This is a genomic window from Bradyrhizobium sp. 134 (genome assembly GCF_023074155.1).
Taxonomy (GTDB): Bacteria; Pseudomonadota; Alphaproteobacteria; order Rhizobiales; family Xanthobacteraceae; genus Bradyrhizobium.
Genome location: NZ_JADPKX010000006.1, coordinates 509,585 through 524,083, shown reverse-complemented (window position 1 = coordinate 524,083; position 14,499 = coordinate 509,585). Strand labels below are relative to the sequence as shown.

Below are 14,499 nucleotides of genomic sequence, written 5' to 3'. Positions count from 1 at the left end.
GCTCACCGGGCGACGTTGCCGCCCGGCGTGCCTCAAGTCATGCTGCCGGGCATGAAGCAGCGAACGGCGACGCCCATGTAGCCGTAGATCGGCCAGACCATGGTGCGCCCCACCCGGTTCGCTCCGAGATCACGGCCTCCTCGGGCACCTCGACCCAGACGAGCTCCTGCGGTCGGCCGTCGATCACGTAGCCATAACGCGGGACGCGGACCCGATAGTGCCCGTCCTTGCTGTCCCAGTCGGTGTCCGAGAGCGCCGAGCCGTCGGCATCGGAGCAACAAGGCCCCTTGCCGCTTCGCAGTCCGTCGAACCAGGCCTTCAATTCGGCATTGGTGTTGACGAACTGGCCGCGGTCGCGCGCGTGCCCGAAGGGGGCCGCGAGTGCGATCAGGGCCAGGACGCATGCTAGGCTCGCCACGGTTCGCCAGCGTGCCGCGCCGCCGATCCGCCGTTGTCGTGTTTCGCAAATCGTCGGACGCACACCGTACAGACGCGGCTTCTCGCCGCCGGAATCGATCCAGTTGCTCACGTTTGTCTTGCTCCAGCACCCCGCGGCCAGTGCAACAATGGTTATGCATTTCGCGGGCCAACTTGATTCGCAACGACTGGCCTCGCTTCATGATCAGACCGTCATGGCAGTGTCATAGACAAGCCGGGACAATTACGGCTCACGGGCAAGCTCGCAAGGTCGGCAGCCAAACTGCCGCGTTGCGTGGCTGCATGCCCTTTGGCATAAATGCACTACCGGTTACGCCATTGGGCGATGGCGGCCGGCCTTGGGACGTTATGAAGAACGGCCTCTATTCGATTCACGTGAACCTGCTCGATGGTCGGGTCGGCAAGGGCAGCGGCGTGATTCTGTTTCGCGACGGCAAGATTCTTGGCGGCGATGCCTACCTCTATTACACCGGCAGCTACACGGTGAAGGACAACACCTTCAAGGGTGAGGTGCTGGTCCAGCGTCACACCTCGCCGCGGGGTGACGACAATCCGCTGTTCGGCGGACCTGCCGCGGTTGGCATCGGCGTCAGCGGCACGTTCACGGAGACGCGCGGGGACATGACGGGCACCGCGTTGGTCGGAAAGGCCAGCCAGATTTTCGGCGCGACGTTGCACAAGCTTGCAGAGGCCGACTAGAGCTTCGGTTCTGATTGAATCAGAACTGAAGCTCTCAATTGTTGTTTCGACGCGTTTTCTTCACGCGAAGCCGGCATCCACTTCGCTCGAAAACGCGTGAGCTATTCCGCGGCCTGCTCGAGCGGCGCCACGCGCGGCAGGATGATCTGGATACGTGTGCCGTTGCCCGGTTCGGAATCCAGATCGAGCCGTCCGCCGAGCCTGTTCGTGACGATGCTGTAGACGATGTGCAGCCCGAGACCGGTGCCGCCCTGGTCGCGCCGCGTCGTGAAGAACGGATCGAAGGCACGGCGGCGGACATCGAGCGACATGCCGCAGCCATTGTCGGAGAAGATGATCTCGACATTGTCCTTGCCGGACTCGCGCACCTGGATGTCGATGGTCCCCGGCCGGCCGTCCGGGAAGGCGTGCGCCACCGCGTTGAGAAACAGATTGGTCAGCACCTGGCCGTACGGTCCGGGATAGCTGTTCATGGTCAGATCGGGCTGGCACTCGACATTGAGCGTCAGATTGTGCTTGCGAAGGCCCGGCCGCAGACTCATCACCACCTGCTCGGTGAGGTCACCGAGATCGAAGCTGCGCTGGTCCGAATAGTTGCGGTCGGCGGCGACCTGCTTGAACGACTGGATCAGCTCGGCGGCGCGATTGAGATTGGAGACGAGCTGCGAGGACGCATCGCGGCTGGTGTGGAGAAAGTCGTTTAGCGCAGAGCGGCGCAGCTCGCCGCGCTCGACCTCGGCGGTGAACATCGCGGTCTTGCGCTCCAGCGCGGAGGCGACCGTGAGGCTGATGCCGACGGGATTGTTGACTTCGTGCGCGACGCCGGCGACGAGGCGTCCGAGCGCCGCCAGCTTCTCCGCCTCGATCAGCGAGGCCTGGGTCTCGCGCAGATTGCGCAGCGCGGTCTCGGCGGATTCCTTGGCTTTCCGCATCTCCTGCTCGCCGCGCTTGCGCTCGCCGATGTCGAGCGCCACGGTCACGATCCGCTCGATCTCGCCTTCGGCATCGAGCAGCGGCAGCTTGTTGACGAGCCATTGCCGCATGTGGCCGGACGAATCAATGTACTCCTCTTCGTAGAAGCCGAGACCTTTTCGCAGCGTCAGCACGCGCTTGTCGCTCTCGTCGGACTTGGCCGCGCCGTAGCGCGACATCAGGTCGGCCGTGGTGCGGCCGAGCGCATCGCCCGGCTCGATTCCGAAGATGCCGGCCATGTAACGGTTCATCAGCACGTAGCGCAGGTCGCGGTCCTTGACGTTGATGACCGCGGGCACGGTGTCGATGACCTGCTGGAGCAGGCGCCGTCCTTCGGCGATGGCGTCTTCCGCGCGCTTCTGGTCGGTGATGTCGCGCAGCGTGCCCTCGTAGCGAACGATATTGCCCGCCTCGTCGCGGACGCCGGTGGCACTGTCGGACAGCCACAGGATGTCGCCGCCGCGCTGGCGCACCTGGTATTCGAACTCGCGCACCATGCCGTCGCGGGCCATCAGCCGCTGATATTCGACGCGCGCCTCGGGATTGAGATAGATGGTGTGGGCGATGTCGTTAATGCTGTCGATCAGCTGCTGCGGACTGTCATAACCCATCATCCGCGCCAACGCCGGATTGGCGTTGAGGAGGTCGCCGGCAGGCGTCGTGACATAGATGCCATCGACCGAACCCTCGAACAGTTTCCGGTAGCTCTCTTCGGCGAGGCGCTGCTCGGTCAGTGCGCGCACCGCCGCCTCGCGCGCCGTGTCCGCCTCCTCCAGCGCGCGGCGGAACACTTCGGCCGCGCGTGCGATATCGCCGATCTCGTTGTCGAGGTCCGCGGACGGGATCGAGGTGTTCTTCTCGCCGGCTGCGAGCGCGCGGATCGACCGCGCGATCTGGGCGAGCGGACGGACTGTCCGCCGCACCACGAAGCCGGCCGCGAGAATGCCGATCAGCACGCCGATGGTACCGAGCACGATGCTCTGCCAGCGCGCCTCCGTCAGCGTGCGGGCGAAGTCGCGCGACAGCACGTGACCGCGCCGGGCGCTGACCTCGCGCAGCAATTCGGTGACGCGGCCGATCAGCCGGCCCTCGGTTCCCAGCACCTCGCGATCGATGTCGGCGATCTGCCGTTCACGGACAGCGACGGCGATGATCGCCTCGGCGTAGTCGTTGACGGCCGATCTGAGCTTGGGATCAGCGACTCCCATCGCCCGCATGCTCTGCGCCGCCTGCTCGGCCGCAGACGGGTTGCGCGCAAGCAAACCGAGCGCGATCCGACTCTGCGCTTCCGACAGGCGGGACGCCAGCTCTCGGTCCCCGGTGCCGGAGACAGCCGCGTCGAACTGGTCGCGGAGCGGCGGCAGGCCGGCGAGCAGCTGGGCGCGGCGGTCGATCAAGGTCGAAATCCGCTCCAGCCCGCTGCGATAGGTCGCAAGCCTCTCGCTGACCCCGTCGATCATGTCCTGCTGCTCGGGCACGAGCTCGATGCGGGTCTTCTTCAGGATGTCGCTGAGCGTCGAGGCCGCCTCGCCCACCTGCTTGAACTGGATGCCGGCGCCGGGATCGGTGACGAAGTCGCGCGCGGCGAGTCGCAGCTCGTTCATGCGGCGGTCGATGTCCTCGGCGAGGTCGCCGACGCTCTGGAGCCGCTGCAGCTCGGCAAAAGTCGTGTCGATATGCCGGATCGCGATCACGCTCGCGGTCGAGGTGACGATGATCACCGCCAGCACCAGAAGGAAGCTGCCGAAGGTGAGCTGGCCGATGGAGAGCGAGAATGTTCGCTTTTTCTCAGGGGTCGGCGTCAATTCGGCGGACATTGGTGATGTGAGGACCCGGCTATTGGAGCTCCAATATACGACGTATTGCGGTCCCGGGGGAACATGCGTCTGGCCACCGAATATCCTTAATATTGCAGCCGTGCCGGACCCCCTCCGCCCCGGCTTTATGACGTTTTGATGCCGGCCGGCCGCCTGGCCGGGATAGTCATGGCGGCGACGCCGAGGACGACGCAGGCAAGGCCGATCCAGGCGGTCCGGCTCAGGCTCTCGCCGAGGAGGGCGACGCTGATGGCAACCCCGATCGGCACGCGGAGATAGGCCTGCGCGGTGGTGCCGACCGAGCCTAGGGTCTGGATCAGGCGGAAATAGATCACGAAGGCCGCGGCCGTCGAGAAGGTCGCCAGCGCGAGCAGCGCCAGCACGGAACTCAGCGAGGGCGACAGCGTCCAGGGCTGCTCGACGATGAGCGAGGCCGGGATCAGCGCCGCCGCCCCCGCCAGCAACGAGCCGGCCGCGGGCGCCATGGGATCGAGGCCCTTGAAGCCGCGACCGAAGATCGCGGCGCAGGCGTAGCAGATGGTGGCGGCAACGATAGCGGCCTCCGCGATAAGGCCGCTTCCGACATTATGGAAGGCATCGACGCCGACGATCAGCAGGATGCCGGCCATGCCGGCAACCACGCCGACCAGCTTTCGCGGTGTCGTCGCTTCGTGACGCGTCACGACCGCCGTGAGCAGGAAGGTGAAGATCGGGCCGGCCGAGTTGAGGATGGTCGCAAGCGCGGCATCGACGTGGCGCTCGCCCCAGGCGATCAATGTCCAGGGGATCACGCTGTTGAGCACGGCCTGGAAGGCGAAGCGTCGCCAGGTCGCGGCATCATTCGGCATCCTGATGCCCCGCGCCCACATGATCGCGAGCAGCAGCAGGCCCGCAATCGTGGTGCGCGCTGCGATCAGCGTGATCGGCGGAATGGTGGCGACGCCGAGCTTGATGAAGGTGTAGGAGCCGCCCCAGAGCGTCGCGAGCGCGAGCAGCAGCGCCAGCTCGACGACAATGTTGTTGTCCTGCCGGTTGTCCATGTCGCGCGCCTCGTCCTGTTGTCAGGAACGGAACGTAGCGCGTCTGCCCTCGCGGATACTTCGTTGTGTGTCGAAGTATCCTAGCCGAGCGCCCCGACCTCGAACACCTCGCCGTCATAGCCGGCCTCGCGGGGAATGCGGAGCTGACGGCCGGTTTCGGTCTTGGTCATGACAGGCATCACCGTGACGACAGACATGCCGCGGGCGTGCTCGAGCGCGGCGCTGACGCTGCCCTGCTTGGCGAGCCGGATCAGATTGCGCGTGGTCGGGAACGGCAGCTTGAAGCGGCCGCTCTTGCCGCCCTCCACCGCCTCGCGCGGCGAGACCCAGATCGAGTCGGTGGACTCCCGTCCGTCATGTGCGCCGAGTTGGTCGGGAGGTGCTGCCGCAAGGAAGAACCAGGTGTCGAAACGTTTTGGCATCCCCTCGGGCGTGATCCAGTGCGCGTAAGGCACCAGCGTATCGAGCGCGAGCTGGAGGCCGTTGTCGGCCAGAATGCTCAGGAAGCTGACCTTGTGCTCGTTGAGCGCGACGCGATGCGCATCGGCGATCTCGCCGGCGCGCCTGGCATCGACCGGCGTGCCCGATCCTTTCGACCGCGCCAGCAGGATGCCGCTTTCCTCAAAGGTCTCGCGGATCGCGGCGATCCGAAAACCGCGGTCCGCTTCGCTCAAGCCCTCGCCGCCCGAATACAGGTCGGAGCGCTTGACGATCTCCTGATCGCCGGCATCGACGCTGCCGCCGGGAAACACCAGCGCGCCCGAATTGAACTCGATCTGATGATGGCGGACCATCATGAAGACTTCAATTTCATCGCGGCTTTTGCCGTCGACCTTCGTGCGGTCGCGCAGCAGAAGGATGGTCGACGCAGGGCGCGATGCTGATGCCTCGGCCATTCGACTAACCTGCCGCGCTGGATTGCGGGCCGAGATTGGCGCGCTTGTCGACGCGGGCGACGCGCGACAGCAGGTAATCGACCTCTGCCTTCGCCGTCGGGGTGATGGTGGCGCCGGGCTTACGCTGGGCGCTGGAGGCGATGATGCCGCGCTTCTGCAGCACGTATTTGCGCACGGCAAGGCCAGCGCCGGGCTGCTGCTCGTAGCGGATCAGCGGCAGATGCGCGTCGAACAGATCATGGGCGGCGTCGCGCTTGCCTTCCTTCGAAAGCCGCACGACGTCGATCAGGAGTTCGGGGAAGGCATAGCCGGTCATGGCGCCGTCGGCGCCGCGCTCCATCTCGAAGTCCAGAAAGAGTCCGCCATTGCCGCAGAGGATCGACAGCGGCCGCAGCGAGCCGTCCTTCTGGAAATTGCGCAGCGTCGAGATCTTTTCCAGCCCCGGCCAGTCCTCGTGCTTGAGCATCACGCAATTGGGATTGTCGGTGACGATCTTGCGGATCACGGCGGGAGTGAACACCACCGACAAGGTCAGCGGATAGTCCTGGAGCACCCAGGGCACGTCGGGGCCGATAGCCTCGGCCGCCTGCTTGTAATAGCCGATGATCTGGTCGTCGGTCCGCAACGACGGCGGCGGTGCGATCATCACACCGGCCGCGCCTGCCTCCATGGATGCCTTCGCCAGCGAGCGCATGGTGGCAAAGCCCGGCGCGGAGACGCCGACGATCACCTGCATTGTCTTGGCGCGCTTGACGAAGCGTACCGCCACCTGCTCGGCCTCGGCGGCATCGAGCTTCGGCGCCTCGCCAAGAATGCCCAGCACCGTGACGCCGTCGCAGCCGACCTCCTCGTAGAAATCGGTCAGGCGGTCGATCGAGCGCTCGTCGATCCGGCCGTCATCGTGGAACGGCGTCGGCGCGATTGCGAAGGTGCCCTTGGCGTCGGCGGTAAGTTTCATCGTTGTCCTTGTTTCTCTCTGTCGATGGCTAAAACCGCCGCGCCCCCATCTTGATCTGCTCTTCGGAGAAGAAGATCTCCTTGGCATGATCGGCGATGTCCTGGGCCTTCCAGCCCATGTGCGGCGGCTTCCAGCCGTCCATTTCCATCATCCGCATTTCGCGCACGCCGCGGGGCCCGGACACGCCCAGCACCTTGCCGGTCTGGCCGCCGGACAAGTCGCTGACCATGTATAGCACGGCCGGCGCGATGCCGTCCGGCCCCAGCGCCGCACCGGGGTTCTCCTTATAGCGGGGCAGGTCTGCGGTCATGCGGGTCAGCGCGCCCGGCGCAAGCGTCCAGATCCGGATGTTGTATTTGCGGCCCTCGATCGCCAGCACGTTGGACAGGCCCCAGATGCCGCCCTTGGCCGCGCCGTAATTGCTCTGGCCAAAGTTGCCGATCAGGCCCGAGGTCGAGGAGGTGTTGACGATGACGCCACCGCCATTTTCCCGCATCCAGCGAAACACCGGCATGGTGCAACAAAAGGTGCCCTTCAGATGCACCTTGATGACCTTGTCCCAGTCGGACTCGCTAGCCTTGGCGAAGGTCTGGTCGCGCAGAATGCCGGCATTGTTGACGAGGATGTCGGCGCGGCCGAAGTGCTTGATGGCGTCGTCGAACACCGACTGGCCGCCTTCCATGGTGGAGATGTCGGCGCCGTTGGCGACCGCCTTGCCGCCCTCGGCCTTGATCGCATCCACCACGAGCTGCGCCATCGATGTGTCGGCGCCGGAGCCGTCGCGGGGGCCACCGAGGTCGTTGACGACGACGGAGGCCCCTTCCCGCGCGAACAGCTTTGCGTAGGCCTCACCAAGCCCGCCGCCCGCGCCGGTGATCAGCGCAACCTTGCCATCGAGTAGTCCCATGGTGGCGTCTCCCTGTTTTGTTCTTTTGCTCCGTCATGGCCGGGCTTGCCCCGGCCATCCACGAACTTGATCGCCAACCGCACGAAGAACGTGGATGCCCGGGGCAAGCCCGGGCATGACGAGATAACTCAGAGCGCGTCGAGCGGCATCATCACCCCAGCACCGTCTTGCCGTTCTTGATCACGGTGACGCCGCGCGACTTCACCTTGGCTTCGAACGAGATCACGCTGCCGTCCTTCCAGAGGTCCATGGTCACGGTCTCGCCGGGATAGACCGGCGAGGAGAACCGCGCGACGTGCTGGCGGAAGGCGGAGGCGTCGTAGTCGGCATAGGTCTGCAGCACGCCACGGCAGGTTATGCCGTAGGTGCACATGCCGTGCAGGATCGGACGCGGAAACCCGGCCTTCTTCGCGAACTCAGGGTCGGAGTGCAGCGGGTTGCGGTCGCCGCAGAGGCGATAGACCAGCGCCTGGTCGGGGCGCGTGACGATGTCGATGGTCGTGTCGGGGGCGCGGGACGGGATCTTGTGCGGATCCGGCTGGGTCAGGTTCGGCCCGCCAAAGCCGCCGTCGCCGCGGGCGAAGCGTGAGGCGACCAGAGTTGCCAGCTTCTCGCCCTTCTCGTTCTTGAGCACGGTCTGGTGGCTGATGACGACGCCCTTGTCCTTGCCCTTGTCGTAGACTTCAACGACGGAGGAATCGGCGGTGATGTGCGCGGCGACCGGCAGCAGCTGGTGGAAGGTGATGTCGCGCTCGCCGTCGACCACCATCACGCGGTTGAGATTCATCTCGCCCGGACCCGCGCCCCACGCCGCAACGGACGCGAAGGTCGGCACCACCTTGAGCGGCCGCGGCGTCAACGTGCCCTCGTTGACAAAGGCAAGCTCGTTCTCGTCCATCGGATCGGCGCCGAGGCCGATACCGTAGGCATAGAGCATCGCTTCGCGGTCGGTGTAGGAATATTTCTGGCCGAGGTTTTTGAGGCCTTTGAGTTCGTCGTATCTGGCTGACATTTTTGTTGTTTCCTCCCCGTGGTGTTCATCCTCATGGTGAGGAGGCGCTCTTGCGCCGTCTCGAACCATGAGGATGCCCGAAACGCTTTCTTTATTGTGGCCATCCTTCGAGACGCTTGCTTCGCAAGCTCCTCAGGATAAGGACCGCCCTAAGCCGGCGTGAAGAACGGCAGCGGTGCGCCATCGGTCGGCTTGAACACCACCTTCACCTTCTGGCCGATCTTCAACGTCGTCAAATCGCAATCGACGAAATTGGTCTGGAGCGACGGCCCCTCCTTCAGCGTGACGTAGCCGATCGCGTAAGGGCCGGTCGGCGACTTCCGCATCAAGCTGTAAGTGTAGATCGTGCCTTCGCCCGAAGACTCCTCCCACACCGTCTTGTCGGAGTAGCAGAACGGGCAGATCGCGCGCGGGAAGTAATGCGCTTCGCCGCAGGCGGTGCAGCGCTTGATCATGAACTTGCCCTGCTTGGCCGCGTCCCAGAACGCGGCTGTCTCGGGGTTGGTCACCGGGGCCGGATATTTCTTGGCTTCGCTCATCACACGCGCTCCAGAATCGCAGTCGAGGCGGCGTGGCGAACACCCAAAAGCCCGCCGGTGCCGTGGGCGATGGCGAGATCGCAATTCTTAACCTGCACCTTCGGATGCGCCTCGCCGCGCAGCTGCCGCACGGCCTCGAGGATCTTGGTCATGCCGCCGCGGTTGACGGGATGGTTGCTGCAGAGGCCACCGCCATCGGTGTTGAACGGCAGCTTGCCGACGCCCGAGATCAGATTGCCATCAGCGACGAACTTGCCGCCGTCGCCTTTCTTGCAGAAGCCGAGGTCTTCGAGCTGCATCAAGACGGTGATGGTGAAGCTGTCGTAGATCGAGGCGTATTTGATGTCCTTCGGCGTGATGCCGGCTTCCTCGAACGCACGCGGGCCGGACCAGATGCCGGCGGAGTATGTGAGGTCGAGATCCTTGCCGCCGCGCGGGCCTTTCATGGCCTCGCCGTGGCCGATCAGCTTGACCAGCGGCTTCTTCAGGCTTTTTGCGATCTCGGGTGTCGTCACGATCAGCGCGCCGCCACCGTCGGAGACGACGCAGCAATCCATGCGATGCAAGGGATCGGAGATCATCGGCGAGTTCAGGACGTCCTCGACGGTGACGACATCCTTGAGCATCGCATGCGGATTGTATTGCGCGTGGTGCGAGGCCGCGACCTTGATCCAGGCGAGCTGCTCGCTGGTGGTGCCATAGTCGTGCATGTGGCGCATGGCACACATGCCGTAGGCATTGTGCGTGGTCGCGCCGTAAGCCGTCTCGAAATCGGCCTCGGCGCCGGCCGCACGCGGCGGCATCGCCCCGGTGCGCGGCTTGCCGGCCAGCGTGATCAGCGCGATCGAGCACTTGCCCGCGGCGATGGCTTCAGCGGCATGGCCGAGATGGATGATGTAGGAGCAGCCGCCGGTCTCGGTTGAATCGACATGGCGGAGTTTCTTGGTGTTGAGGCCGAGATAATCGACCATCGGCCAGGCGCCGCCCGGGGCATCGCCCGCGCAGAAATAGCCGTCGACATCGTCCTTGCTGAGCCCGGCATCCTCGATCGCGCCCTTGGCGACCTCGGCATGGAGCTGCGCGGTGGATTTGTCCGGCGCGTGCCGGGTCGGGTGTTCGTAGATCCCCGCAATGTAGGCCTTGCCCTTGATGGTCAAATAAGGTCTCCGCTGGCGTTTCTCGCTTCCGTTTTTTTCTGAACCGCTGCCGCCCTGTTGGCAAGCGCGGAAATATTCCGCCGGGCGAGAGGGCAGCGGGTTCGCGCAAATCGCCGAGGTGCGGTCGGAACGCCTCTGCTTCCGGAAACGTCATTGCGAGCGCAGCGAAGCAATCCAGGAATCTCTCCGCGGACGCATTTCTGGATTGCTTCGCTGCGCTCGCAATGATGGGGGCGACGGGCAGAACCCTAAAGGTGTTTTGCCCGACGGCACAAGCGGTTTCGTTTTATCGGAACACCCTTTTCTGCGAAAACAACCCCATGCACAGTAGACCTGTGGTTGATTTCAAACAGGAATTTGGTGGGTGGATCAGCGCCCCCACCCCACAAATTCTACTCCGCCGCGATCTGCCGCGGAGCCGGCGGCGGGTTCGCGAGGTCGGCGGCGAGCTGGGCGTAGCGGGCCTTGGCGTCCGCGACGGCCTTCTCCTTCACCGGGCCATAGCCGCGGATGCGGTCGGGCAACGACAGCAGCTCCACCGCGGTGTCGATCGTGAGCGGCGACAGCAGGCCGAGCACGGTGGCGACGTCCTTCTCGTAGCCGGCGATCAGATCGCGTTCGAGCTTGCGGTCGGCGCTGCGACCGAAGATGTCGAGCGGCGTGCCGCGCAGGACCTTGAACTTCGCCAGCACGCGAAACACCGGAAGCATCCACGGGCCGAACGCGCGCTTCTTCGGGCGGCCGAGCGCATCGACGCCCCTGCTGAGAATAGGCGGGGCCAGGTTGAAGTTGAACTTGAAGTCGCCCTCGAACTGGTCGCGGAGCTGTTTTTCGAACGCGCCGTCGGTGTAAAGGCGTGCGACTTCGTATTCGTCCTTGTAGGCCAGCAGTTTTGCGTAGTTGACCGCAACGGTGCGTGTCAGCGCCTCGTCATAGCCGCCCTGCCTGGCGGCGTCGCTGACCTGGTCCACCAGCTTCCGGTAGCGCTTGGCCAGCCGGCCGTTCTGATAGGCCGTAAGATGCTTGGCGCGGTGCTCGATGAGTTCGTCGAGCGTCATCGCCTCCAGCGTCTTCGGTGCGACGACGTCGTCAGTCCCCTTCAGCATGTCTACCAGGCGCTGGGGGTCGGCGACCGCGAGCCGGCCGAGGCGGAAGGCTTCCTTGTTCATCTTGATCGAGACGCCGTTGACCTCGATCGCCTGCTCGATCGCTTCCGCCGACAACGGCAAGAGGCCCTTCTGATAGGCGTAGCCCATCATCATCATGTTGGTTGCGATGCTGTCGCCGAGCAGCTGCTCGGCCGGCTTGGTGAAGTCGAAGAACACCGAATCCTTGTGCAGCGCGGTTTCCAGCAACCCGTTCAGCTTGCGGGTCTGGAAGTTGAAATCGCGGTTGAGAACGAAGTCGGCGGTGGGAATGACGTGGCTGTTGATGATGCCGCGGGTGCGGCTGCTGTCGCAGAGCGAGATGGTGTCCTTGGCAACCGCGACCACCTCATCGGCTGCGAGCACCACATCGGCCGTGCCGGTGACGATGCGCGAGCAGGTCACCTCGGCTGGATGGTCGGACAGGCGGACGTGGCTCAGCACCGCCCCACCCTTTTGCGCCAGGCCCGACATGTCGAGGATCATCGAGGCCTTGCCCTCGATATGGGCGGCCATGCCCAGCAGCGCGCCGATGGTCAGCACGCCGGTCCCGCCGACGCCGCCGACCGCGATATTGTAGGGCTTGTCCAGGTTCGGGCGCGATGCCGGCTCAGGCAGCGCGCCGATATCGCCGACGCCCGCCGGCGCACGCTTGCGCATCTTGCCGCCGTCGACGGTGACGAAGGACGGGCAAAAGCCTTTGACGCAGGAATAATCCTTGTTGCAGGTCGACTGGTTGATGGCGCGCTTGCGGCCGAACTCGGTCTCCAGCGGCTCGACCGAAATGCAGTTCGACTGCACCGAGCAATCGCCGCAGCCTTCACACACCGAAGGATTGATGAGCACACGGCGCGCCGGATCTTCCATCGTGCCACGCTTGCGGCGGCGGCGCTTCTCGGCGGCGCAAGTCTGCACGAAGACGATCGCGGACGCACCCTTGACCTTGCGCAGCGTTTTCTGGACCGCGTCGAGCTCGTCACGATGCGCTGTCTTGACGCCGGGCGCGATCTCGTTCGCCGGATAGGCGTCGGGATTTTCGGAGACCAGATAGATCTCGCGGATGCCTTCGCTGTGGAGCTGGAAGGTGATCTGCTGCGGCGACAATTCGCCGTCGACATGCTGGCCGCCGGTCATCGCGGTCGCGTCGTTATAGAGGATCTTGTAGGTGATGTTGGCGCCTGAGGCGATCGCCTGGCGGATCGCGAGGCTGCCGGAGTGGAAATACGTGCCATCGCCGAGATTGGCGAACACGTGCTCTTCCTTGGTGAAGGGAGCAACGCCGACCCACGGCACACCCTCGCCGCCCATGTGTGTGAAGGTCTCGGTGGAGCGGTCCATCCACAGCGCCATGAAGTGGCAACCGATGCCGGCAAAGGCGCGACTGCCTTCGGGCACCTTGGTCGATGTGTTGTGCGGGCAGCCCGAGCAGAAATAGGGGGTGCGGGCGACAGGCGCGGTCGCCTGCATTTGCGATGCCTGGCGGCCGTTGAACCAATCGGCCTTGGCGCGCAGCATCGTTGCAATTTCGGGATTGAGATCAAGTCGAAGCAGCCGCTCGGTGAGCGAGCTGGCCAGCGAGGCGACGCTGAGTTCTTCGGCAAAGGGGAGGAAGCGCTTGTCGTGGTCGTCCATCTTGCCGATGATCCGCGGACGGACATCGTCGCGCCAGTTGAACAGCTCCTGCTTCACTTGATTTTCGACGATCTCGCGGCGCTCTTCGATGATGAAGATTTCCTCGAGGCCCACGGCGAATTGCCGGACGCCTTCCGGCTCCAGAGGCCACGGCATGCCGATCTTGTACAATCGAAGTCCGATCTTGGCGGCGACCTCGGGTGTGATACCGAGCTCGCGCAGCGCCTGCCGGATATCCTCGTAACTCTTGCCGGACGCCATGATGCCATAGCGGGCATTCGGCGAGTCCATGGTGATGCGATTGACCTTGTTGGCGCGCGCAAAAGCGATCGCGGCAAAGCCCTTGTAGTCCTGCAAGCGGCGGTCCTGGGCGAAGCGGTCGTCGGGCCAGCGCAGATTGAGGCCGCCTTCGGGCATCTCGAAATCGGTCGGGATCACGAACGGCGTCATCTCGTCGGTGAGATCGATCTCGGCGGTGGTCTCCACGGTCTCCGTGATCACCTTCATGCCGACCCAGCAGCCCGAGTAGCGCGACATCGCGATACCGAGAAGACCCATCTCGATCATCTCGTGGACGCTCGAGGGGTAGAGATAGGGCATCAGCGCCGACATGAACGCGTGGTCGGACTGATGCGGGACCGTCGAGGATTTTGCGCCGTGGTCGTCGCCGGCGAGACACAAGACGCCGCCGTTTTTAGCGGAGCCCGCGGCATTGCCGTGGCGGAAGACGTCGCCGCAGCGATCGACGCCGGGCCCCTTGCCGTACCAGATGCCGACCACGCCGTCATACTTGGCGCCGGGCGAGAGGTTGAGCTGCTGCGAGCCCCAGACCGCGGTCGCGGCCAAATCCTCATTCACGCCGGGCTGGAACTTGATGTTGTACTGCTCGAGATGTTTTCGCGCGGCGAACAGCTGCTGGTCATAGCCGCCGAGCGGTGAGCCGCGATAGCCGGAGATGAAGCCGGCGGTGTTCAACCCCGCCGCACGATCGCGCCGGATTTGGGCCATCGGCAGCCGGACCAGGGCCTGAATGCCTGTCGTGAAAATATGTCCGGTGTCCTGGGTGTATTTCTGATCGAGACTGATCGGACCCTGGTTGATGCCCATTATGTCCTCTTCCGCCCTTTTGAGCGCTTGGCTGCTTAAGCCGTTGCCTGCCCGTTGTTTTTAGCTAGGGCGCGCCGACCATTTCCGCCACTCTATGTCGGATATTTCACGCTCCGCATCACAATTCTGGACCAAAGGCAGCGCCGGGTAAAAATCGCAATTTCGTGGCTGCATTGGCAT

At 64.5% G+C, this 14,499-nt stretch carries 10 protein-coding genes and 1 pseudogene; 1 reads left to right on the top strand and 10 read right to left on the bottom strand.

What is annotated here, in order from left to right; all coding sequences use genetic code 11:
- Nucleotides 1-32: 32 nt before the first annotated feature.
- Nucleotides 33-529: pseudogene (locus tag IVA75_RS03450) on the bottom strand (hypothetical protein).
- A gap of 257 nt (nt 530-786) precedes the next feature.
- Here IVA75_RS03450 and IVA75_RS03445 point away from each other — a divergent pair.
- Entirely contained in the window at nt 787-1,137 is a 351-nt protein-coding gene (locus IVA75_RS03445) for a GrlR family regulatory protein (RefSeq protein WP_007603093.1), read from the top strand.
- A 101-nt stretch (nt 1,138-1,238) separates the two neighbouring features.
- On the opposite strand, the gene IVA75_RS03440 is transcribed toward IVA75_RS03445, so the two are convergent.
- From IVA75_RS03440 to IVA75_RS03400, 9 genes are all read right to left on the bottom strand, one after another.
- Complete coding sequence (locus IVA75_RS03440) at nt 1,239-3,926, bottom strand: PAS domain S-box protein (RefSeq protein WP_247286989.1); 2,688 nt, start codon at nt 3,924-3,926, stop codon at nt 1,239-1,241.
- Nucleotides 3,927-4,051: 125 nt separating this feature from the next.
- Complete coding sequence (locus tag IVA75_RS03435) at nt 4,052-4,966, bottom strand: DMT family transporter (protein WP_247286990.1); 915 nt, start codon at nt 4,964-4,966, stop codon at nt 4,052-4,054.
- An 80-nt stretch (nt 4,967-5,046) separates the two neighbouring features.
- The gene (locus tag IVA75_RS03430; RefSeq protein ID WP_247286991.1) at nt 5,047-5,862 is read right to left on the bottom strand and encodes an NUDIX hydrolase; all 816 of its coding nucleotides are present in this window, start codon (nt 5,860-5,862) and stop codon (nt 5,047-5,049) included.
- A 4-nt stretch (nt 5,863-5,866) separates the two neighbouring features.
- Nucleotides 5,867-6,820, bottom strand: a complete 954-nt coding sequence (locus IVA75_RS03425; protein WP_027567457.1) for a dihydrodipicolinate synthase family protein — start codon at nt 6,818-6,820, stop codon at nt 5,867-5,869.
- 28 nt (nt 6,821-6,848) lie between these two features.
- Nucleotides 6,849-7,727, bottom strand: coding sequence for an SDR family oxidoreductase (locus IVA75_RS03420; protein ID WP_247286992.1), 879 nt, complete (start codon nt 7,725-7,727; stop codon nt 6,849-6,851).
- 151 nt (nt 7,728-7,878) lie between these two features.
- Complete coding sequence (locus IVA75_RS03415; RefSeq protein WP_247286993.1) at nt 7,879-8,739, bottom strand: MaoC family dehydratase; 861 nt, start codon at nt 8,737-8,739, stop codon at nt 7,879-7,881.
- Nucleotides 8,740-8,888: 149 nt separating this feature from the next.
- Nucleotides 8,889-9,278 (bottom strand): OB-fold domain-containing protein, encoded by a 390-nt coding sequence (locus tag IVA75_RS03410; RefSeq protein WP_007611535.1) that lies wholly within the window; start codon nt 9,276-9,278, stop codon nt 8,889-8,891.
- Nucleotides 9,278-10,435, bottom strand: a complete 1,158-nt coding sequence (locus IVA75_RS03405; RefSeq protein WP_247286994.1) for a thiolase domain-containing protein — start codon at nt 10,433-10,435, stop codon at nt 9,278-9,280. The genes IVA75_RS03410 and IVA75_RS03405 overlap by 1 nt, the downstream gene beginning before the upstream one ends.
- A 392-nt stretch (nt 10,436-10,827) precedes the next feature.
- Nucleotides 10,828-14,319 carry an indolepyruvate ferredoxin oxidoreductase family protein gene (locus IVA75_RS03400; protein ID WP_247286995.1) on the bottom strand — a complete coding sequence of 1,164 codons (3,492 nt, stop codon included), beginning with the start codon at nt 14,317-14,319 and terminating at the stop codon, nt 10,828-10,830.
- Between the last annotated feature and the right edge of the window lie 180 nt (nt 14,320-14,499).

Coding starts and splice junctions, on each gene's coding strand:
- IVA75_RS03445 (WP_007603093.1), top strand. CDS start 787: ATGAAGAACGGCCTCTATTCGATTCACGTGAACCTGCTCGATGGTCGG.
- IVA75_RS03425 (WP_027567457.1), bottom strand. CDS start 6,820: ATGAAACTTACCGCCGACGCCAAGGGCACCTTCGCAATCGCGCCGACG.
- IVA75_RS03410 (WP_007611535.1), bottom strand. CDS start 9,278: ATGAGCGAAGCCAAGAAATATCCGGCCCCGGTGACCAACCCCGAGACA.
- IVA75_RS03435 (WP_247286990.1), bottom strand. CDS start 4,966: ATGGACAACCGGCAGGACAACAACATTGTCGTCGAGCTGGCGCTGCTG.
- IVA75_RS03420 (WP_247286992.1), bottom strand. CDS start 7,727: ATGGGACTACTCGATGGCAAGGTTGCGCTGATCACCGGCGCGGGCGGC.
- IVA75_RS03415 (WP_247286993.1), bottom strand. CDS start 8,739: ATGTCAGCCAGATACGACGAACTCAAAGGCCTCAAAAACCTCGGCCAG.
- IVA75_RS03400 (WP_247286995.1), bottom strand. CDS start 14,319: ATGGGCATCAACCAGGGTCCGATCAGTCTCGATCAGAAATACACCCAG.
- IVA75_RS03440 (WP_247286989.1), bottom strand. CDS start 3,926: ATGTCCGCCGAATTGACGCCGACCCCTGAGAAAAAGCGAACATTCTCG.
- IVA75_RS03430 (WP_247286991.1), bottom strand. CDS start 5,862: ATGGCCGAGGCATCAGCATCGCGCCCTGCGTCGACCATCCTTCTGCTG.